Here is a 20226-nt window from a genome sequence, read left to right as displayed (position 1 = left end):
TTCGACTCGGGTCACCACGCCGGTGGCGCGGAGGAGATCGAGGGCATCATCCCGCAGATGCGGGCGCAGCCGGGCATGCCGGTGCGTGGCGCGGTCAACCGTCGTCGCGAGCGGGTCCGCCAGATTCTGCACACACTCCCGCCAAGCGCACAGGAAGCGATCCTGGTGGACATCGGCCAGGTCTCGGATCCGGAGACCGTCGTGCTGGAAGGAGTCGGCTATGCCCGGTGAGCCCTTGGGTCGCCACCTCGCCACCGCTTCGTCGGGTCGCGACTACAAGGGCGAAACGAGGTGACCGGCAATGTCTTTGCATCGTGTTGCCCTCACCGCGCTGAGCATCGTCGGCGTGTTCAAATCGGTGGACCTGCTCTTGCCGCTCATCCTCACAGTCACCGTCGTGACCGTCGCACTGTTGTTGACGATCGACCTCGCTGGGGTCGAGGCGCCGACCCGCCGCGAAGCGTCAACGTTGGAAACGGGCTCCGTGGTGCCCTGACCTGTGCGCGAATCAGCTGGCGCTTGGGACACTGCGCAGCATCCCCGAGCTGAATCGGAACGCGGTGTTCCAGCCCGGTAGGAGTCGGCGGCTTGACCCCGTGTACCAGCCTCAACTACGGTTTTAAATCTATATTAGAAGAAATTTTCTGAGAGCTGGTTCGACGATGAACGCTGAAAGCGATGGCTCGACGTCTCCGTTGCCGGAGCACGAACGGGATGCGGCCCGACAGCTTGCGGTCGGCTTGTACGACGCGCTGGCCGCAGGGGATCGGGAACGGCTGGATGTCCTTCTCCATCCCCGGTTCGAGGGGCGGACCGCCGATGGGATGCCCTTCGAGCTCGGTGGCGTCTACCACGGGCCCGACGCGATGCGGCGTGACTTCTGGGGTCGCATCGCCAAGCACTACACGGCGCGTGCTGTTCCGGCGCAGTTCACTTGGCTCGATGACGGGCGGCTCGCGGTCATCGGCCGGTACACCGGTTACGCCCGGATCGGGAACGGCGAGCTGGACGCGGAATTCATTCACATTCTGACCTTCACGCAGGGCCGGATCAGCGGGCTCGTCCAACTCACCGACACCGAACGATGGAGCCGCGCCCTGACCCCGGACAGCGGCCTGCGTGCAGTCGAGTTCTCGGTGATGGACGGGATCGCCGTGCTGCGGCTCAACCGGCCCCACCAGCGCAATGCGATCGACCAGACGATGGCCGACGATCTGTACGAGGTCGCGCAACGCTGTGCGGCGCGATCGGACCTGCGGGCCCTGGTGATACTGGGCAACGGCCCGGCTTTCACCGTCGGGGGAGACATCACGGTTTTCGCCGACACCGAGCCGCAGGAACTGTCGACAACCCTACGGCGGATGGTGACGCCATACCACGATGCCCTGCGAGTCTTCGCCGAACTACCGGTTCCGATTGTCACCGCCGTGCACGGCTCGGTCGGCGGCGGCGGGCTGGGCATGGTCTATTGCGCTGACATCGCGCTTGCCGCTGACGGCACCAAGTTCGCGACGGGATTCTCGACGCTGGGACTGTCGGGCGATGGGGGCACCTCGTGGTACCTGCCACGCCTGGTCGGACTGCGCCGGGCGCAGGCGCTGTATCAGGGCCGGGTCCTCGATGCGCGCGAAGCCCGCGAGTGGGGCTTGATCTCGGAGGTCGTCGAGGCGGAAAAGCTCGAGGAGATCGCGCTGAACCGGGCCGAGACACTGGCGGCAGGACCGACGCGTGCCTACGCGGAAGTCCGTGCCCTGCTCAGGAATTCCGAGTCCTCGACGCTGCCCGAACAGTTGGCGGCCGAGATCGACGCATTGGCTCGCACCGGCGCGACGGTGGACGCTGCCCGAGCGGTGCGTAGCTTCATCACGAAATCCAAGCCCACCTTCGAGGGCCGGTGACATGACCGGGACGGAGGTGGCACGGACCGAACAGCTTCGGTGCTGGCTGTCGGAACGCACCGAGGTGAACGGTTCGCTGCGGATCGAGCGAGTCGGCTTCGGGCAGTCGAACATCACGAGCCTGATCAGCGATGAGGCGGGCGCCGCCTGGGTGCTGCGCGAGCCGCCGCCGGGTAACCACGACCCGAGTGCGCACAATGTGCTGCGCGAGGCGCGAATCCTGAACGCACTGGCCGACACCGGAATTCCGCTCCCGACCGTGATCGGGACGGATGAGGCCGGTCCCTTCTATGTCATGACCCGAATGGCAGGTGCGCCACTGGAGAAGGAATCGGATGCGGCGGCGCTGAGTCCGGCACAGCGGTTTCAGCTCGGACGACAGGTGATCGAAGTGTTCGCGCGCCTGCACTCCCTCGAGCCGGTGGCTGTGGGGTTGGAGGACCTCGGGCCTGACACCGAATTTCTGCCGCGGCAGATCCGGCGGGCGGCCAGAAACTGGTCGCAGTGGGGCGAGCAGAGCTCTCACGACCGGATCTGGCAGTACGTGCGGTCATTGCTCGAGGCCGAGGCACCGCGGCAGCAGCGGTCGGTGATCACCCACGGGGACTACCGATTGTCCAACCTGCTCGTCGAGTCCGGCAGGATCACCGCCGTCCTCGACTGGGAACTGGCGACACTGGGCGATCCGCTGGCGGACCTGGCCTGGCTGCTCGACGACTGGCGAGGTCCCGGCGAACCGCGGATCATCATGCCCAGCCCGACCCGGGCCGGCGGCTTCCCGAACCGCGATGAGCTCATCGACATGTATTGCGCGGCAACCGGTCTCAATGCCGACTCGATCGGCTACTACCGTGCCTTCTCACACTGGCGGGCGGCGACGCTGCTGCAGGGCGTGCTGTTGCGCCGTCGATCGGGAGCCATGGGCGACCACGGTGCACTCGACCTCGCCGAACTGGACACCACCATCGGCTACCTGCTCGAGGAGGCGGCCGTGTTCATCCACGGAGCCCATCACGGCAGCCGGCGCGCAACCCGAGGAGACCAGCAGTGAAGCCCGAGGACGACTACACGCACCCGGTCGGCGGCGAGTCCAACTTCAACGAATCCATGTACTTCCATTTCCACTCCCCGGGAAATCGGATCAGCGGATTCGTCAGATTGGCCAACCGCCCCAACGAGGGACGTGGCGAGCGGACGGTGTGCATCTATCTTCCGGATGGGAGACTCGCCTTCGGATTCGCGCGGCCCGAGGCGACGACGAACGAGACGATGTCGGGAGCGGGTCTCGAATTCCGTGTCGTCGAACCGTTCGCCATTCTCCGCGCCACCTTCGATGGCGAGGTGAATCTTCTCGACACTCCCGAAATTCTTTCCGACCCACGCAAACTCGCGGGTACACCGGTGGTCGATTGCGCCCTGAAGCTGACCTTCACCCGGCTCTGCGATCCCTATGCGGAGAACTTCGACGGCGATGGTCCGGCGTTCGCGCCCAACCATTACGAGCAGATCATGGTCGTCGCGGGAACGATCACCGTGGACGGCAGCCCGTTCGAGATCGCCGGCGCCGGATTGCGCGATCACTCGTGGGGCCCGCGATCGTGGCAAGCGCCGTGGTTCTATCGATGGCTGCACGGCTCGAGCCCCCGGTTCGGGTTCATGGGCGCCTACTTCGGAGCCGAAAACGGGGAGCCGCTGACGGGCGGATTCGTGTGGGATGGCTTCGAAGTGCACCGCTGCATCGGTGTCCGGGTGAGCACGGAACGGGATGAGAAGCACACGCCGCGCCGCATTCTTGTGGAACTTGTTGCCGCCGACGGTCGGAGCTGGCGCATGATCGGCGACGTCGGAGCCACCGTGCCGCTGCGCCACCGCAAAATTGACGACTCAGGGGCCGAGCAGATCACGCGGATCCTCGAGAACCAGGTTCGCTGGATCGCCGACGACGGCTCGGAATTGTTCGGTATGGCCGAGTATCTGGACCAGATCGTGAACGATGCCCCGGTGGGACTCGGTGTCTGAGGTTCCGTTCATGACCGCCGTGCAGGCGACGGGCCTGACCGGTCCGTCGGCCCTGCGCGTTTCACCGGTGCCGGTCCCCGTCGCTCGCGACAAGGTCGTCGTGGCCGTCCGCGCGGCGGGCGTCAACTTCCCCGATCTGCTGATGACATACGGGCAATACCAGCTGCGCGTCTCGCCGCCGTTCGTGCCGGGTGTGGAGGTATCCGGCGTCGTGGTCTCCGCGCCGGTCGGCACCGCGCTGTCCCCGGGCGACGAAGTCGTGGCCTTCTGCCCGGAACTGGGCGGCTACGCGGAGTTCGTTGCTGTCGCGCCCGAGATGGTTGCTGCCAAACCCCGGGAGCTCGATTTCGGTGAGGCCGCCGCGCTGCCGGCGAACTTCCAGACCGTGCACTTCGCGATGACCCGGCGTGCGGCTGTCCGTCCCGGGCAGAGCGTTCTCGTTCTCGGTGCGGCCGGTGGAATCGGAACCGCCGCGATCCAGATCGCGAAGGCGCTGGGTGCCACCGTGATCGCGGTCGCGCGCCGGGAAGGCGTCGCACCGCGACTCACAGCGCTGGGCGCGGACCACGTGGTTCGCCTCGTCCCCGGATGGGCCCAGCAGGTTCGCGAACTCACCGATGGGGTGGGTGTGGATCACGTGCTGGATCCGGTCGGGGGAGCGGCATTCGATGACGCGGTTCGCGTGCTGGCCAGCGAGGGGACGCTGCTGGTCGTCGGCTTCGCCTCGGGCGGAGGGATTCCCGCGATCAAGGTCAATCGGCTACTGCTGCGCAATATCTCGGTCACCGGCGTGGCGTGGGGAGAGTACCTGCGTTCTCGCCCTGCGGCTTTCGCGGAGACCATGGCCGCGCTGAGTGACTTGGCCGGATCCGGATTCCGGCCCTATGTGAGCGCGCGCTACGCACTGGCCGACGCGGACGCCGCGCTTACGGCTCTCGAACAGGGATCGATCGTCGGCAAGGCAGTCATCGAATTGCCTACGTCTACATGGTGATCCTGATTGCCCTCTACCTCGCGTACTTCCTTGTGATGGCCGGTACGGCAACGGCGGTGGCCGTGCTGTCGCGCCGGCAGGAGCGGCACCACAAGAAACCTTAGCCCCCCTGCCGTTTCCGCCTTCGCGATCAGATGGCCAACAGGACCATGGCAGTCACACCGAAGATCGCCACCCAGCCCAGGAACACGCGCCGCAGGACGAGCGGTGCCGATCGCAACTCCATGAATTCCGATCCGATGAAATATGCCTTCACGAAGGCGATGGCCACCGCGGCGGCGGACGCGAACTTGACGCTGATCGAGGCGAGAGGATGGTCCGCGCCGAACCACCAGGTCACGCACGTTGCGGCAACAAGGCCGATCCAGACCCATGTCGCCCTGCGCGGGAAATCGACTGCATTCATGAATAACACCCCACGTAGAGAAGCGTGAAGATGACGACCCACAGCAGATCGACCATGTGCCAGTACACGGCGGCGATCTCCGGGAACCGGGTGGCGGTGGCTCCGGCCCTGCCGTCGGTGCATTTCCGGCGCCAGAGCGTCACGAGGATCGCGCCGATCAACACATGCAAGAGATGGATCCCGGTCAGGATGAAGTAGAACGTCCAGAACATATTGCTGGTGACCACGTGCCCGGAGGTGATCGCCGCGCTGTACTCGACGGCTTTCAATGCGGCGAACACGATGGCGCACCCGAGAACTCCGATCAGCACGACACGTGCGTGTGCCATCGCGCCTCGTCGGTACGCGTGCAGTGCGACGACCACCAGGTAGGAACTCAGCAGCAATACCAGCGTATTGACGGCGCCGATCGATCGGTGCAGATGCGCCGCCGATTCGGCGAAGGCGATCCGGTCGCGCCGGTTCTCCCACAGGAAGACAGCGAAGAAGAGACCGAACAGAGTCATGTCGCCGAGGATGAATACCCACAAACCCAGCTCGCCCGGCGCGTCGCTGGGGTCGGGCTTCGCCTGGCCGACGGCCCCTGGACCCGAGTCGATTTCGTCCCAGACGAACGCCGGCAGCTCTATGGCGTCGAAAGATCCCGACGCTGTCATGCCGTTGCCGGTGCCGGCGCGCCGAGAGCCTCGTCGAGCGTGGAATTCGCCTGTCGAACAGCGAAGTACATACCGACGAGGAATGCGCCGTACGCGCCGAGGGCAAGCCAGAACACGAACACGCCGTTCCAGGCGAAGGGGCCGGACAGGAAGAAGTACGCGAGCACGTCGGGAACGAATGCGAAGGCGACCCACAGGTTCAGATACCCGCTCCAGCGCGGGAAGATGCCGTGCTTGTCGTTCAGCACCGCGGTGCCGATCACGAGGTTCTGAATGATGAACGGCATGATGGGGGTGAACAGGATCATCCAGGTCACATCGTTCATCAGCTGCAAGGTGTGCGGATCCCGATCGGTTCGAAATGCCATGAGCGCGAACAGCATCTGCGGAACCAGGTTGATGATGACGGTCACCGCGGCGGCGATCAGCTGAACGAAGGTCAGCAGGGGCGTGCGGCCCTCCATGCGCAGCATGTGCATGGAGATGAGCCCGAACATCGGAAGCATCAACACCACGCCCACCGAGGCCGTGACAAAGCCGATCATCACCCGGGTCGGGTCCTCGGTGTAGAAGCGCACGACCTCGTCGGTGGAAGCCGACGGGCTCAGCGGCAGCGGAAGCAGGCCTGCGATCGTCCAGCCGATGAGTGTGACTATGAGCGCCGCTGGTCCACCCAGTGCGCAGAGATTCCTGACTCGAGCGTTCATCGGGGCATCCTTCGATCCGGGTCGGCGGGGGGCCGACTGGGTAATACAGAAGTTAATTTATATTAAAATAATCACACATTCCAGTAGTGGGTGGCTGCGACTGCTCGGTACCTCCCGGCGGGGCCGGGGTTCGGCATTCGATCGCCCCGGGTTGTCGCTGCCGAATCGCGTTCGTGAGAGACACCCAGGGCGTCGAGGGGTTATGACCTGGACGCAACCAGATCCTGCTGAGCGGGAAGCTCATCCGCTGGTTCGAGGTCGAGTCCCTGTCCTTCGATGTCGATGTTCGGCAGTGCGCGCTGGAGTGCGCGCGGCATCCACCAGACGGCATCGCCGAAGATCGACATCACGGCGGGCACCAGCAGCATGCGCACCACGAAGGCGTCGACGACGACGCCGACCGCCAGTGCGAAGCCGAACTGCCGGATCATCGGGTCGTCGTTGAAGATGAAGCCCGCGAAGACGGCGGTCATGATGGCCGCGGCGGCGACTACGACTCGTGCTGCCTGTTCGAAGCCGTGGGCGATGGCGTCGTCCCCGTGTCGTCCGTGGGCATGGGCTTCCTTCATGGCGGAGACCAGGAAGACTTCGTAGTCCATGGCGAGCCCGTACAGCAGGCCGGTGGCGACGATGGGCAGTACCGCCAGGATCGGTGAGGTGGCGTGGAATCCGAGGAGCGTCTGACCCCAGCCCTGCTGGAAAACGGCGGTGGTGGCGCCGAACGCGGCGAGAATGCTCAGCACGAAGCCGAGGGTGGCCTTGATCGGGATGAGGATGGAGCGGAACACCAAGGCCAGCAAGAAGATCGACAGCACCGCCACTACTGCCAGGTAGACGGGGAGCGCGTGGGCGAGGCGTGCCGACACATCGATACCCAGCGCGGTGAATCCGGTAACGCCGACGTCCACATGCCGTTCGCTCGCGAAAGTTGGTGCCTCACCGCGGATCTCGTGAACCAGTTGCTCGGTGGCCGGGTCCGTGGGCCCGCTGCTCGGCACGACGGAGAAGACGACGGTCCGGCCATTGTCGCTCACAGCGCCGAGAGTCACCGACGTGACACCGGGCAGCTGCGTCAGATCGCGATAGAGGGCAGCGATATCGGTGGTGGCAATCGGACCTTCCCGGTTTCCGGCGTCGGCGACGACGACGAGCGGCCCGTTGTAGCCCGGTCCGAAGCGGTTCTTCACGACCTCGTAACTCTCGCGCTGTGCGGTTCCCTGGTTGTAGCTCGCACCCGAGGGTAGGCCGAGGTTCATCTGTGTGGCCGGGAACGCGAGCAGCCCGGCGATGATCAGTGCGGCGGTCGCGGCGAGGAACCGGTGCCTGGTCACCATGCCCACCCAGATGGTCGCGACCTTGCGTGCCCGCCGCGAGGGTGTATCGGTGGTCCGTCTGAAGGCAGCCTGCCGGCGTGCTTTGGACGAGCAGATTCGCTCGCCGGTCAGGCTGAGCAGCGCGGGCAGCAGCGTCACCGCGGTCAGGACGGCGATCACGACCGTCGCTGTGGCGGCGATACCCATGGTCGTGATGAGGTGGATCCGGACGATGGCGAGCGCGGTCAGTGCGATGGCGACCGTGCTGCCCGCGAAAACCACTGCGGTGCCCGAGGTCCCGAGCGCGCGGCCCACGGCTTCCTCGGCGCTCGAGCCAGTGTCGAGGATGTAGCGGCGCTGCCTGTTGACGATGAACAGTGCGTAATCGATGCCGACGGCCAGGCCGATCATGAGCCCGAGGACCGCACTGAGCGAATGCAGCGAGACCAGATGCGACACCACCAGAGCGCCACCGACGCCCACACCGACACCGGTCAACGCGGTCACCAGCGGTAGCCCGGCCGCAACCACCGATCCCAGGGTCACCAGCAGCACGAGTGCGGCGATCGCGACGCCCGCCACCTCACCTGCGCCTACGATGGCGGGCACCTGGACCATCGATGCCGACGGCAGCACGGCGATGTCGTGACCGGCGGTGACGTGTTTCGCTGCCTCCACTGTGTTATCGATAGTGTCGGTGGGGAGTTCGAAAGTCTGCTTGTCGAACTGGAATTGGAGAATGGCGCTGGTCTTGTCCGGGGAGATGATTACGCCCGGTACCGCCTGTCCGTTGATGGTCAGCGGGGTCGCGGCGGCCGCATGACCCGATGACGCTCCGGAGAGCGTGGTAGCTCCGGCGGCGCGAATGGTGGGACTGTTCATCCCCTTCGCGGCTTCCTGCTTCAGTACCGCGCGGGCGTCGATGACGTGGTCGCTGGTGTACACCTTGTCGACTGCCGCGAGCAGCGTGCCGAGGTTGTCTCCGGAGTCGATCCGTGAGCCATTCTCGGTCTCGAAGGCGATGATGCCCTGGCCACCTGCCATCAGCGGCATTTTCCCGGCCAGGTCGTCGATGAGGTTCTGGGCGGGCGTGCCGTCGATCCGCACCTCGCTGCTCAGCTGGGGTGGGTAGACGGCGAGCAGGCCGATGATCGTCGTCAGAACGACGGCCCAGGGCGCGATGAAGTGCCAAGGTCGCCGATAGGCGGTTCTTCCGATGCGATACAGCAGGGTCGACATTGCGTGATTCCTCTCGGCACACCCCGGCGGCGGCCACAACGGTCCTGCCACGGAGAAAACTGATAGTCAGCTATCAAAACGGTAGTGAACTATCGTTTTGGCTCGCAAGGTACGCTCGGTCACAACCCCGGTATCGGTGAATCGACTGAAGGAGCGATGTCTGCGTGGCGACGAAACCGCTTCGGACGGACGCCTTCGCAAGCATCTCCCGGATCATCGATGCGGCCCGGCGGCTGTTCGCCACCGAGGGCGGCTCGGCGACCCTCGCTCACATCGCGCGCGAAGCGGGCGTCGGAGTGGCGACGTTGTACCGCCACTTCCCCAACCGCGAGGCGTTGGCCCGTGCCGTCTACGAACGGATCCTCACGACCGAGATCCAACCGGTACTGGCTGAGCTCGACGCGGAAGGCCGGCCCCGGGAGGCCCTGCTCGATGTGGCCGAACATGTGGCCGACATCATGCACCGTGAGCGCGGGCTCGTCACCTCGGTCGGCAATCTCACCGAGGTGACCGCGGAATTCCTGGCGCAGAGCGAGGAGATCTTCGGGGCTGCCGTCGCGCGGGCTCAGGCCGCGGGAAACCTACGTCCGGACATCGAGCCGCAGGATGTTCCGTACCTCGTCTCGATGATCATCACCGCTCTCGGCGCCGTCGAGCTCGAGAAACCCGCGCGACGGCGGTACTTGAGTTTTCTGCTGGATGCGCTGAACCCCGCACAGGCCACGCCACTTCCGCCGTTGTAGCCGTACGGTCCATTCGTTCGCCGTGAACTCTCACGGCGAACGAATGACGGTATCGGTCAGCTGGACCGCTGGCCCGCATCCTCGGCTGGGCATACCGGCCCGGATGAGCCGGGGCTACTGCGCAGATGAAGGACACTGCGGGGGCTGCCCCGGGGGCTCGCCCTGTGGCGGTTGACCCTGCGGTGGCTGGCCCTGTGGCGGCTGGCCTTGGTCGCCGACCGGCGGCGGGCACTGTTGCGCAGCGGGCGGTCCCTGGAGCTGAGCCTGTCCCTGATCGGCATTCGCGACACTCGCGCCGATAGAGAGCAAGCCGAGCGTTACCGCCCCGACGCCGGCGATGCTTGCCAGCTTCGAGTAACCCATGTCCATCTGCTCCTGTCGTCGGATTCGAATCCTGTTGTCCACCCGTTGATTCCGGGCCGACATGGAAACGATCACGGCTGGACGTCTGGCAGGTTTTGGTGCTGGCTGGGTGTCAGCTGTGAGTGTGCGGCAATCCGGGACCACGACTGCGGGGCCCGCTGGTAGTGAGACCTTCGGCTCTTTTTGGTTGACCTAGGAAATTAATGTACATTCAATTAAAGTTCGAAGGATCTTGCCGACTAGGAGTGATCCAGCAACGGGCTCGTGAGGGAACTGGTCATCCTCGCGGGCACGATCAACACCTTCCTGCCGGTCGGGATGTTCGTTCGGGCACTCCCCCCTTCCCGGCCTGGCGGCCGTCGGGAACCTTGTGACTGAGTGCACCCTCCTCCGCATATGATAGTTGACTATCGATTTGATAGATTACTCTCAGTTGCCGCCTCGCGGCCAGAATCCTCTATCAGATACGGCTTCGGAGTCCGGTATGTCGACAGGCAAACGCGTAAAACTCGCTTTGGGCAGCGGCGGCGCCCGTGGGTACGCCCACATCGGAGTTATCGCTGAACTCGAGGAGCGCGGCTACGAGATCGTCGGTGTCGCGGGTTCCTCGATGGGCGCGGTCGTCGGCGGGTTGTTCGCCGCCGGCCGGCTCGATGAATTCACCACATGGGCAACCAATCTCCGGCAATTGGGAGTGGTACGGATGCTCGATCCCGTGCTCGCCGAGCCCGGGATCATTCGGGCGGACAGAGTCGTCGATCTCATCCGTGAGATTCTCGGTGACCTTCGCATCGAGGATCTTCCGATTCCGTATGCCGCGGTCGCGACGGATCTCACCACCAGCCGGTCGATATGGTTTCAGGACGGAGATCTGAATACCGCGATTCGTGCATCGATCGCTATCCCAGGGTTCATCACGCCGTTGCTGGTGGACGGTCATGTCTTCGTCGACGGCGGTGTTCTCGACCCGCTGCCGGTTCCGGCGGCTGCCACCCTCGGTCCGGCAGACAAGACGATCGCTGTCAACCTCTCAGGCCCGGCCGATCGCGCGTACGGGCGAGCGCAGTTGCGCACGAGCCCAGTGTCACAGTGGTGCCGCGCACGAGCGCAGGCCGGTGCCTTCCGGCTTCGAGCCGGGACGCCCGGCGACCGGAGGTGGGTGTCCGCCGATATCAGTGCGACCGCTGTCGCGCAACGCTCTGTCGAGTTGATGCTGGCATCCCGTTTCCGCCCGCTCGAGGCGGCGAATCCGCCTGATCTCGTCATCGACGTACCCCAGAACATTTGCGGAGTCATGGATTTTCACCGGGCTGAATCAGTGATCGTCGCCGGGCGCGAGTTGGCCGCGGATGTTCTGGACGCCCTACCGGACGGCCGTCTGCAGCAAGTCTCGTAATTCTGGGTGGAGTGACAGGTGAACGAGGACAACAGATCTGAACGCCGGCCAGAAGGTTTGGGGAAGCGAGCATGGATCGTCACGCAGGTCGTACGTCTCCTGCTGCGCACGGCGATCTGGGGCAGGTACGTCGGCGTCACGGTCACCGGACGTGAGACGGTGCCCAAACACGGCCCGGCGATCATTGCCAGCAATCATATTTCCTCGCTGGATTCCGTTGTCCTGTGGACGATGTTGCATCGGCCCGCAATATTCATCGCGATGGCGGAGCTGTGGTCGTGGCCACGCGTCAAGTGGCTTGTCCGAGCGTTGGGATTGATTCCGGTGAAGCGAGGCGACAAGGAGTCCGGAAACGCCGCCTTGTCGCACGCCGAACGGGTACTACGGCACGGTGGTTTGCTGATCATCTATCCGGAAGGCCGACTTGTCGCGCCGGGGGAACATGAACCATACAAACCTGGTCTCGCGAAACTGGCACTGGCCACCGGAGCTCCGATCATCCCCTTGGGCACGATCGGCACCGATCGCGCGATGCCGGTCGGCCCGGCACGTGGGGATCGCCCGGCCGTCGATCGTCGACAGCGGATGGCTCTCCGTTTCGGCGCACCCATCGATCCGGCCGCATTCGACGATCCGGATCAGCTTCTCGATCATGTCCGCGCGCGGATCGAAGACTTGTGCTCCGGAGCCGATATCGCGCACGCCTGTACTCGGTGATGATTCACACGCCCCTATGTTGTCTGCGGTCGACGCCGGTTTGGCTCTATCAGGTTTGGCACAGTTTCCTGCCCATTTTGGCGGAGCTCGACAAAGACGCGCTGCCGCGGCCGTGCTGCTCGAGGTTGCCGAACGTGTCGCCGACATCGTTCAGGGCGAGCGGGGCCTGCCGACTCGGTGGGAAATCTGACCGAGGTCACCGCGGACTTCCTGGCTCGAAGCGGTGAGATCTTCGGCCCCGCGGTCGCACGTGCTCAAGCTTCGGGTAGCCTGCGGCCCGATCGCGAACCGCCGGACGTGCCTTACGTTTTCGCCATGGTGATCACCGTGCTCGGCACCGTCGAACTCGAGAAGGCCGCGCGGCGGCGCTACCTGAGTTTCCTGCTCGACGCGCTGAATCCCGCTCAGGCGACGCTGCTTCCGCCGATGTAAAAAGCCCGGCCTCCGGTGGAGTCGTGTTGAACCGCTGCGATACATCGTGGTTCGGGCCAGTTTCATCGCTCGGCAACTGATTTCACCAGTGCCGGCGCGGATGGTTCGGATGCGAGTGAGTCGAGCGACGTCTCGGCGATCGTGAATTTACATACCTGGCCACGGCCCCAGCTGACCGGCCGGGGTGATGGGCGGGGCATTGGAGGCGAGACCTTGGCTCTTATGTTGATGTAAGAACCTGATCTATTTTCAAATAGTCCGAAGGATCTTGCTGGCAAGGAGTGATCGACGGCGGTGCTCGGCCCGGGGATTGCCGCGGACGACCCGACCATGCTCGCGGTCGAGGTGGGCGAGATCAGCGGGTGCACCTGCTACCAGGCGGTAGCCCGTAGGCGTGGCCGGTGCGTGGCCGGCTGTCGTTTAGGCTGTCGTAATTCGAAGGGGGTGGGCCGGATCGAAGGGTTCCTACCGTGGCAGACGCTGTCGAGCATGCCGATGTGCTGATCGTGGGGGCCGGGCTCTCCGGTATCGGGGCAGCGAGTCGCCTGCGGCGGGCCTTCCCGCAGCGCCGCTGCCTGATCCTCGAGGCGCGGGCCGAAATCGGGGGGACCTGGGACCTGTTCCGATACCCCGGCGTCCGGTCGGACTCGGACATGTTCACGCTCGGGTACCGGTTCCGGCCGTGGGCGGGGGACCGGTCGATCGCCGACGGGGCATCGATCCTGACGTATCTGCGCGATACCGTGAGCGAGGAGGGAATCGGCGAGCAGATTCGATTCGGGCACCGGGTGGTCGCGGCCGAATGGTCGTCGACGACCCAGCGCTGGACGGTGAGCGCGCAGCGAACCGATACCGGCGAAACCGTGGTCCTGACCGCGTCCTTCCTGTTCTGCTGCTCCGGGTACTATCGCTACGATCGTGGCTTTACGCCGAAATTTGCTGGACGGCAACGCTTCTCGGGCCCGGTCGTACACCCGCAACACTGGCCGCACGAAATGGATGTGGCCGGCAAGCGAGTCGTGATCGTGGGTTCCGGCGCGACCGCCATGACCCTCGGTCCCGCGCTGGCGCGGCTGGGGGCGCGAGTGAGCATGGTGCAGCGCTCGCCGAGCTACCTGCTGTCCGTGCCCGCTCGCGACCGCTGGGTCGCCTGGCTACCACGGATTCTTCCCCGCGGAATCGCACACCGGGTGCTGCGGGCGAAGAGCCTCGCCGTCGACACCGCGATCTATCAACTCTCCCGCCGGTATCCCGAGCGGGCGCGGGCATGGCTGCGCGCCCGCCAAATATCGGCCTTGCCGCACGGATACGACATCGACACCCACTTCACTCCCCGCTATGACCCGTGGGACCAGCGGATGTGCCTGGTGCCCGACGGCGACCTGTTCGAGGCGATCCGTACCGGTGCGGTGGAGATGGTCACCGACCGGATCGACACCCTCACCGAATCGGGAGTCCGGTTGACGTCGGGTACCGAGGTCCCCGCCGACATCATCGTGACGGCAACGGGTTTGGAGTTGCAGGTATTCGGCGGCATCGCGCTGAGCGTGGACGGAGAACCGGTCGATGTCCCGAAGCGGCTGGCCTACAAGGCGATGATGCTGTCCGGCGTCCCGAACTTCGCCTTCACCATCGGCTACGTCAACGCTTCCTGGACGCTCAAGGCGGATCTGGTGTGCGATTACGTCGTCCGGCTCCTACGCCACCTCGACCGGTGCGCTTACGCCAGCGTGACGCCTGTCCACGACCCTGACGCAGTCCGCGCACCGTTTGTCCCCGACTTCACTCCGGGCTACTTCCGCCGGGGCGGCGCCCACTTCCCGAGCAGCGGCGACCGCGCCCCCTGGCGGCTGCGAATGAACTACCTTCGTGACCTGCCGACCTTCCGACACCACAGACTCGAGGACGGCATCCTGCAATTCGCTCATGCGGAGCACCGCTTCGCGGCAGCTATCGAACCCGAAGCGTCACAGGCGATTACGGGTTGATCGTTCATCCTTCGCGGTGGCAGTGCTGCGGGTGAAGTGCAGCATGGTTTCGCGTTGTGCGCGAATATCGTTGCTGGAGTGGTCGATTCGGGAACCGCTGAATCTCGCGATGTATCCGTTGCAGTAGCGGCAGATGAACTTCGGCTTCATCGCCTGCCGTGAATTCCTGCTCCACGTCCAGCGCCTCGCCTCCTACCTCGAAGACGACGTGTGCGGCGAACTGGAGACCTGCCGCCACCCGGGCTTCCGACGATCTCCTGCCGCGGTGAAATTCGCTCCCGCCTGGCCGGTCATGCCACCGGCCGGGTGAGGATCCGCGCACATCGCTCTTGTAACGGCCACCGGCCTTCTCCCGGATCCGGTCACCGCCGGATGCGGACGTATCTGTCAAAATCCAGCAATTCTGATGCTCTCATCAGAATTGCCTTGACAACGGATGCCATCGCAACTGATGATCTGATCAACATCGGTTCTGGAGGCGGAGATGACAAGCATCGACAAGGGCGTCGACACCGGGCGGACGGTCCGGGTCGGGGGACGGCAGATCTACTTCGACGAGGCCGGTTCCGGGGCCGCGGTGGTGCTGCTGCACGGTGGCGGGCCCGGGGCGTCCGGGTTGTCGAACTACTCGCGCAATATCGAGGCGTTGGCGCAGCGGTTTCATGTCATCGTGCCGGACATGCCCGGGTACGGGCAGTCGTCGAAGTGGATCGACCCGGCGGATCCGTTCGGTGATCTCGCACAGGCGGTGGGCGGGCTGCTCGACGAGCTCGGCATCGCCTCCGCGCATCTGATCGGCAACTCTTACGGCGGCGCCGCGGCGCTGCGGCTGGCCATGGACCGCCCGGAGAAGGTCAATCGGCTGATCCTCATGGGGCCCGGTGGTGTGGGCACCACGCGTGCACTGCCTACCGCCGGACTTCAGCAGTTGCTGAACTACTACACCGGCAGTGGCCCGAGCCGGGAGAAGATCACCCGGTTCATTCGCGAATACCTGGTGTTCGACGGTGATTCGGTGCCCGAGGAGCTCATCGAGGCGCGTTATCAGGCCAGCCTCGATCCGGCCGTGGTGGCGAATCCGCCGCTGCGGCGGCCGTCGGGGCCGCTGGCGCTGCGCACCCTGTTGCGCATGGATTTCACGCGCGACTCGCGTCTGCGCAAGGTCGAACAGCCGACGCTGGTGGTCTGGGGGACCGGCGACAAGGTGAACCGGCCCGAGGGCGGTCGCATGCTGGTCGACGCCATGCCCAACTGCGACCTGTACCTGGCGGCCAACACCGGCCACTGGGTGCAGTGGGAGCGCGCGGATCTGTTCAACACACTGGCCACCGCCTTTCTGGGGGCGTAGCAGTGAACGTGTTCCTGCGTCCCAACACGGACGGCTCGGTCTTCGGCGCGGTGCATCTGGGATACATTGTCGTGCAATCCAATCGGCAGGCCGATTGGCGGCGCTTCGGCGCGGACGCGATCGGGATGCACGTCGACGCCCTCGGGGGCGCCGGGCTGCGCTTCCGCCTCGACGACCACACCTGTCGCTTCCTCGTCCAGCGTGGTCCCGCCGAGGACGTGACCGCACTCGGCTGGCAGATCGATGACCACGAGACCTTCGATCGCATCATCGCCCGGGTCACCGATCGCGGCGTGCCGATTGCCGAGGGCACCGCCGACGAGGCGGCGCTGCGCGGCGTGGAGCGGTTGTGGCGCTTCGCCGGGCCGAAAGGCATGGTGCAGGAGATCTTCACGGTGCCGGTGACCACCGCCGAGCCCTTGCGGATGCTCAGCTCCGGCTGGGTGACCGGTGAGGCCGGCATGGGGCACGTCGCGATCGTCTCGCGGGAGCCCGAGGCCTTGCGCGGCTATTACGAGACCGTCTTCGACTCCCGCTTGTCCGATTACATCGACGAGAACGTCTCCGGGCTGAAGATGAAGATCCGTTTCCTGCGGGTCAACGAGCGCCATCACTCCATTGCCATCGCCAATCTGCGTGGCGTGAAGATCGATCCGATCCGAACCCGGGTGCAGCACATCAATATTCAGTCCGTGACGTTGGATGACATGCTCGCCTCCTTCCAGCGGGTGAAGGACCTGGGCTTCCGGATGGCGTGGTCGGTTGGCCAGCACACCAACGATCGCCAGCTGTCGTACTACAGCGTGACCCCGTCGGGCTTCGAACTCGAGGTCGGCTGGAACCCGATCATCATCGGCCCGGAACTCGAGTCCACCTGGGAGCCCACGACTTACCAGGGCATCAGCAAGTGGGGACACACCCCGGTGGGGGAGACGGTGCTGGACCGGTTCGGCCAGCTCCGCCAGGTGCTGCGCACCGTGCGCACGCCGGAGATCACCGTGCCGGAACTGGCAGGAGGGCGCATCAGATGAACACCGACTACGACGTGGTGGTCGTGGGCCTCGGCCCGAGCGGCCTGACCCTGGCCAATCTGCTCGGCCGGCGTGGCGTCAGCGTGCTGGTCCTGGAACGCGAGCCCGAGTACTACGGCCTCGCGCGCGCTGTATACACCGACGACGAATGCATGCGGATCTTCCAAACTGCCGGTGCCGCAGCAGAACTCGCGGCCGATATGAACGTCGACTCCGCCGTGCAATGGGTACGCAGCGACGGCCACGTGCTGGTGCAGTTCAAGCAGGTCGAGCGGCCACTGAGCTGGCCGGTGGTGAACTTCCTGTACCAGCCGTACCTGGAGAACACCCTCGAGGGCGCGCTGGGTGAATATCCGCACGTGACCGTGCGCCGCGGCCGGGCGGTCGTCGACTTCGACCAAGATGCTGATGGCGTCACCGTCGAGCACGCCGAGTGCCGGGGTGCCGGGTACGGCAAGCAGGAAGCCGACATCGACGCGGGCACCACCGAGCGGGTGCGGGCCAAGTTCCTGGTCGGCTGCGACGGTGGCCGCAGCGTGGTACGCACCAAGCTGGGAATCGACATGACCGGCACCAGCTTCCCGGAACGCTGGCTGGTCGTGGACTTGAAGGCCAAGGACGGCGTGGACGCGTTCCGGCATCTGCCCTATTTCAATTTCGTCTGTGATCCCGAGCTGCCGATCGTGTCCTGTCCGCAGCCGGGCGGGCATCACCGCTTCGAGTTCATGCTGACCGATTCGCAGACGAAGGAGGAGATGGAGGATCCGGAGACCGTCCGCCGCCACATCGCTCGCTATGTCGATCCGGACGAGGTGGAGGTGCTGCGCAAGCTGGTCTACACCTTCAACGCCGTCGTCGCCGACCGGTGGCGAGTCGGCCGGATCCTCATCGCGGGCGACGCCGCGCACATGACCCCACAGTTCGTCGGCCAGGGCATGGGCTCCGGGGTCCGGGACGCGGACAACCTGTCGTGGAAGCTCGCCGCGGTCATCAAACACGGTGCGAGCCAGGCGATTCTGAACAGTTATGAATCGGAACGCGCGCCGCATGCCAAAGCCATGATCGACTTTTCGGTGTTCAACAAGAGTTTCGTCTCCATCGACAACAAGCTGCTGGCCGCAGGCCGAGACCTCGCGCTCGCCACCGCGCTGCGGGTCCCCGGGCTGGGCGGCTGGATTCGCGCGGCGAAGATGAAGCCGCGACCGCGATTCCGGAACGACGCCTACCTCGGACTGCCCCGCCATCGGCTCGGGCTGCGCGGGGTCGAGGGCACCCTTTCCCCGCAGCCACAGGTGCGCACTTACGACGGCCGCCAACAGCGTCTCGATGATGTGCTCGGGCTCGGTTTCGCGGTGCTCGGTTACGGAGTGGACCCCCGCACGGCGTTCGACGCGGACGACCTCGCCGCGCTGCGGGCGCTGGGTACGCGGTTCATCACCGTCTACCCCTTCGGAGGCCGTCCACAGGGCGTGGTGGGCGACGGCCGCTCGGCGGGACACGACCACACGGACGTCGAGGACCACACCGGCGCGTTGACCCGGTGGTTCGGCAAAGCCGGCGTCGGCGCCCGCGGGCTCGTGCTGCTACGCCCGGACAGATTCGTCTTCGGCATCGCCGCGGCCGGACGAGGCGGCCCGCTGGCCGCCGAGCTGCGTCGGCAGGTCCTCGGATCGACCCGTCAAATCGGAGTGGCGCCAACACACTTCGGTCCCCTCACGGCACAGGATCGGCATCTCGAGGAGGCTCGATGACATCACAACGCGTCCAGCGGATGGTTCGCGCTCGGCCCCGATCGGCTTTCCCTGGACGAGTTCGATCCGCGGGAAGTCGAGATGGCGATCGACGGCGAGATCGTCTCGATCGGAACGGGTTCCGCCTGCCTCGGGGATCCGCTCGAGGCCCTGGCCTGGCTGGCCCGCACCGCCCGCGACTTCGGCGACCTGCTGCGGGCCGGAAACAGCGGGTGGCGCTGAACCAGCTGCCCGACGCGGGCGGACGATCTGATCCGCCCGCCGCTGGACCGGCCGGTGCAGGTCGACCGCGAGACGCTCGCCCTGGGCTGTGCGGGCGTGTACTCGAGCTTCCTACGGCATGCCGAAAAGGCTTCCGCCACTTATGGAGTCGATGTCCGCGATGTGCTCACCGAGGCCGGGCGGCACGGCCTGGTGGGCGGGCACGAGGACATGATCGTCGATATCGCCCCCGACCTGATCGGCGGCCGGGCGGGTGACCTCAGGATTCCGGCAGCTGCGGCAGCTGCGGCAGCGGACTGCTGGTGAGCTTCTGGGCGGCGCGCTTGTTCATGCCGAACATGCGCAGCAGGTGGAAGGTCATCTCGTCGGTGCGGGCGTCGGCGTCGGCGTCGGGCTGGGCGTCCAGCAGTTGCAGCAGGCCCAGCAGGGCGCCGCCGGCGGCCATGATCGCCATGTCCGCATCCATGGGCTCGAAGCGGCCCGCCTCCTGCGCGGCGAGAATGTCGCGGCGGGCGCGCGGGGCCAGGCCCTCCTCGCGCAGCAGGATCGACATGCCGGAATGCAGGATCACCTTCACCATTTCCGGCATCTGCCGCTGCAGCCGCCCGGTCATCCGGAAGCTGACCGCGAACACCTCGGCCGGGTCGTCGTAGAGCTCCACGATACCGTCACGCAGCTCGGCGTAGACCTGCAGGGCCGAGCGCACCGCCTCGTCGAAGAGTTGTTCCTTGGAGTCGAAGTGGTTGTAGAAGGATCCGAAACCGACATCGGCCGCGTCGGTGATCTCTTGAATGCTGACCGCGGATCGCCCCTCCGACAAGAACTTCCGTGCTGCGCCGAGCAGCGCGTTGCGAGTGCGCTCGCGCCGCCGGTCGACGCGATTTCGAGTGACGGGCTCGGCTGCCATGGTCTCACTTCCGGTCGAAAACGGTATGCGAATCATATCTGAGAAATCCATCAGACACGATTTCGCCCTCCCTTCCCGCAATTCCCCATTCAGAAA

19 protein-coding genes and 2 pseudogenes are annotated in these 20226 nt (G+C 65.5%); 16 read left to right on the top strand and 5 right to left on the bottom strand.

The annotated features are described in order from the left end of the window. From ACWEQQ_RS43920 to ACWEQQ_RS43895, 6 genes and pseudogenes are all read left to right on the top strand, one after another. Positions 1-231, top strand: a pseudogene (locus tag ACWEQQ_RS43920) (ABC transporter ATP-binding protein); the annotation flags it as partial. A gap of 70 nt (positions 232-301) precedes the next feature. Continuing rightward, the gene (locus ACWEQQ_RS43915; RefSeq protein WP_452352422.1) at positions 302-496 is read left to right on the top strand and encodes a hypothetical protein; all 195 of its coding nucleotides are present in this window, start codon (positions 302-304) and stop codon (positions 494-496) included. A 166-nt stretch (positions 497-662) separates the two neighbouring features. Then, positions 663-1898 carry an enoyl-CoA hydratase-related protein gene (locus tag ACWEQQ_RS43910; RefSeq protein WP_452352421.1) on the top strand — a complete coding sequence of 412 codons (1236 nt, stop codon included), beginning with the start codon at positions 663-665 and terminating at the stop codon, positions 1896-1898. A 1-nt stretch (position 1899) separates the two neighbouring features. Continuing rightward, entirely contained in the window at positions 1900-2949 is a 1050-nt protein-coding gene (locus ACWEQQ_RS43905; protein WP_452352420.1) for a phosphotransferase family protein, read from the top strand. Further along, on the top strand, positions 2946-3917 hold the full coding sequence (locus ACWEQQ_RS43900; protein ID WP_452352419.1) for a DUF7065 domain-containing protein: 972 nt from the start codon (positions 2946-2948) through the stop codon (positions 3915-3917). Before ACWEQQ_RS43905 ends, ACWEQQ_RS43900 begins: the two co-directional genes overlap by 4 nt. A 10-nt stretch (positions 3918-3927) precedes the next feature. Beyond that, a complete protein-coding gene (locus ACWEQQ_RS43895) occupies positions 3928-4911 on the top strand; it encodes an NADPH:quinone oxidoreductase family protein (RefSeq protein WP_452352418.1) in 984 nt (327 codons plus the stop codon). Between the two features lie 130 nt (positions 4912-5041). Here the strand turns inward: ACWEQQ_RS43895 and ACWEQQ_RS43890 are convergent, their stop codons facing one another. From ACWEQQ_RS43890 to ACWEQQ_RS43875, 4 genes are all read right to left on the bottom strand, one after another. Continuing rightward, the gene (locus tag ACWEQQ_RS43890) at positions 5042-5317 is read right to left on the bottom strand and encodes a cytochrome C oxidase subunit IV family protein (protein ID WP_452352417.1); all 276 of its coding nucleotides are present in this window, start codon (positions 5315-5317) and stop codon (positions 5042-5044) included. Next, complete coding sequence (locus ACWEQQ_RS43885; protein ID WP_452352416.1) at positions 5314-5973, bottom strand: cytochrome c oxidase subunit 3; 660 nt, start codon at positions 5971-5973, stop codon at positions 5314-5316. The genes ACWEQQ_RS43890 and ACWEQQ_RS43885 overlap by 4 nt, the downstream gene beginning before the upstream one ends. Beyond that, on the bottom strand, positions 5970-6680 hold the full coding sequence (locus tag ACWEQQ_RS43880) for a hypothetical protein (protein ID WP_452352415.1): 711 nt from the start codon (positions 6678-6680) through the stop codon (positions 5970-5972). The genes ACWEQQ_RS43885 and ACWEQQ_RS43880 overlap by 4 nt, the downstream gene beginning before the upstream one ends. A 200-nt stretch (positions 6681-6880) precedes the next feature. Beyond that, positions 6881-9232 carry an MMPL family transporter gene (locus ACWEQQ_RS43875; RefSeq protein ID WP_452352414.1) on the bottom strand — a complete coding sequence of 784 codons (2352 nt, stop codon included), beginning with the start codon at positions 9230-9232 and terminating at the stop codon, positions 6881-6883. A 164-nt stretch (positions 9233-9396) separates the two neighbouring features. Between ACWEQQ_RS43875 and ACWEQQ_RS43870 the strand changes: the two genes are divergently transcribed. The 10 genes and pseudogenes from ACWEQQ_RS43870 to ACWEQQ_RS43825 all read left to right on the top strand — a co-directional run. Beyond that, a complete protein-coding gene (locus ACWEQQ_RS43870; RefSeq protein ID WP_452352413.1) occupies positions 9397-9975 on the top strand; it encodes a TetR/AcrR family transcriptional regulator in 579 nt (192 codons plus the stop codon). 847 nt (positions 9976-10822) lie between these two features. Continuing rightward, positions 10823-11734, top strand: a complete 912-nt coding sequence (locus ACWEQQ_RS43865) for a patatin-like phospholipase family protein (protein ID WP_452352412.1) — start codon at positions 10823-10825, stop codon at positions 11732-11734. An 18-nt stretch (positions 11735-11752) separates the two neighbouring features. Then, entirely contained in the window at positions 11753-12451 is a 699-nt protein-coding gene (locus ACWEQQ_RS43860; RefSeq protein ID WP_452352411.1) for a lysophospholipid acyltransferase family protein, read from the top strand. A gap of 902 nt (positions 12452-13353) precedes the next feature. After that, positions 13354-14871: a flavin-containing monooxygenase gene (locus ACWEQQ_RS43855; RefSeq protein ID WP_452352410.1), complete on the top strand. Its 1518-nt coding sequence runs from the start codon at positions 13354-13356 to the stop codon at positions 14869-14871. A 133-nt stretch (positions 14872-15004) separates the two neighbouring features. Then, a complete protein-coding gene (locus ACWEQQ_RS43850; protein ID WP_452352409.1) occupies positions 15005-15181 on the top strand; it encodes a hypothetical protein in 177 nt (58 codons plus the stop codon). 174 nt (positions 15182-15355) lie between these two features. Then, positions 15356-16219 (top strand): alpha/beta fold hydrolase, encoded by an 864-nt coding sequence (locus ACWEQQ_RS43845; protein WP_452352408.1) that lies wholly within the window; start codon positions 15356-15358, stop codon positions 16217-16219. Between the two features lie 2 nt (positions 16220-16221). Further along, positions 16222-17250, top strand: coding sequence for a VOC family protein (locus ACWEQQ_RS43840; protein WP_452344814.1), 1029 nt, complete (start codon positions 16222-16224; stop codon positions 17248-17250). Beyond that, the gene (gene mhpA, locus ACWEQQ_RS43835) at positions 17247-19001 is read left to right on the top strand and encodes a bifunctional 3-(3-hydroxy-phenyl)propionate/3-hydroxycinnamic acid hydroxylase MhpA (protein WP_452352407.1); all 1755 of its coding nucleotides are present in this window, start codon (positions 17247-17249) and stop codon (positions 18999-19001) included. The genes ACWEQQ_RS43840 and mhpA overlap by 4 nt, the downstream gene beginning before the upstream one ends. An 81-nt stretch (positions 19002-19082) precedes the next feature. Beyond that, positions 19083-19223 carry a hypothetical protein gene (locus tag ACWEQQ_RS43830; protein ID WP_452352406.1) on the top strand — a complete coding sequence of 47 codons (141 nt, stop codon included), beginning with the start codon at positions 19083-19085 and terminating at the stop codon, positions 19221-19223. Positions 19224-19241: 18 nt separating this feature from the next. Beyond that, a pseudogene (locus ACWEQQ_RS43825) lies at positions 19242-19529 on the top strand (4-hydroxy-2-oxovalerate aldolase); the annotation flags it as partial. Here ACWEQQ_RS43825 and ACWEQQ_RS43820 read toward each other — a convergent pair. Beyond that, complete coding sequence (locus ACWEQQ_RS43820) at positions 19483-20130, bottom strand: TetR/AcrR family transcriptional regulator (RefSeq protein ID WP_452344812.1); 648 nt, start codon at positions 20128-20130, stop codon at positions 19483-19485. The pseudogene ACWEQQ_RS43825 and the gene ACWEQQ_RS43820 overlap by 47 nt on opposite strands. Positions 20131-20226: the final 96 nt, after the last annotated feature.

This window comes from Nocardia sp. NPDC004123, assembly GCF_053603795.1.
The sequence above is the reverse complement of the archived record's forward strand: the minus strand, read 5'-3'. Positions and strand labels throughout refer to the sequence as shown.

Bases quoted from the DNA above. Each gene is read 5' to 3' on its own strand.
- ACWEQQ_RS43865 (WP_452352412.1), top strand. From the start codon at position 10,823: ATGTCGACAGGCAAACGCGTAAAACTCGCTTTGGGCAGCGGCGGCGCC.
- ACWEQQ_RS43895 (WP_452352418.1), top strand. From the start codon at position 3,928: ATGACCGCCGTGCAGGCGACGGGCCTGACCGGTCCGTCGGCCCTGCGC.
- ACWEQQ_RS43875 (WP_452352414.1), bottom strand. From the start codon at position 9,232: ATGTCGACCCTGCTGTATCGCATCGGAAGAACCGCCTATCGGCGACCT.
- ACWEQQ_RS43915 (WP_452352422.1), top strand. From the start codon at position 302: ATGTCTTTGCATCGTGTTGCCCTCACCGCGCTGAGCATCGTCGGCGTG.
- ACWEQQ_RS43910 (WP_452352421.1), top strand. From the start codon at position 663: ATGAACGCTGAAAGCGATGGCTCGACGTCTCCGTTGCCGGAGCACGAA.
- ACWEQQ_RS43885 (WP_452352416.1), bottom strand. From the start codon at position 5,973: ATGACAGCGTCGGGATCTTTCGACGCCATAGAGCTGCCGGCGTTCGTC.
- ACWEQQ_RS43850 (WP_452352409.1), top strand. From the start codon at position 15,005: ATGAACTTCGGCTTCATCGCCTGCCGTGAATTCCTGCTCCACGTCCAG.
- ACWEQQ_RS43880 (WP_452352415.1), bottom strand. From the start codon at position 6,680: ATGAACGCTCGAGTCAGGAATCTCTGCGCACTGGGTGGACCAGCGGCG.
- ACWEQQ_RS43905 (WP_452352420.1), top strand. From the start codon at position 1,900: ATGACCGGGACGGAGGTGGCACGGACCGAACAGCTTCGGTGCTGGCTG.
- ACWEQQ_RS43830 (WP_452352406.1), top strand. From the start codon at position 19,083: ATGGCGATCGACGGCGAGATCGTCTCGATCGGAACGGGTTCCGCCTGC.
- ACWEQQ_RS43890 (WP_452352417.1), bottom strand. From the start codon at position 5,317: ATGAATGCAGTCGATTTCCCGCGCAGGGCGACATGGGTCTGGATCGGC.
- ACWEQQ_RS43845 (WP_452352408.1), top strand. From the start codon at position 15,356: ATGACAAGCATCGACAAGGGCGTCGACACCGGGCGGACGGTCCGGGTC.
- ACWEQQ_RS43820 (WP_452344812.1), bottom strand. From the start codon at position 20,130: ATGGCAGCCGAGCCCGTCACTCGAAATCGCGTCGACCGGCGGCGCGAG.
- mhpA (WP_452352407.1), top strand. From the start codon at position 17,247: ATGAACACCGACTACGACGTGGTGGTCGTGGGCCTCGGCCCGAGCGGC.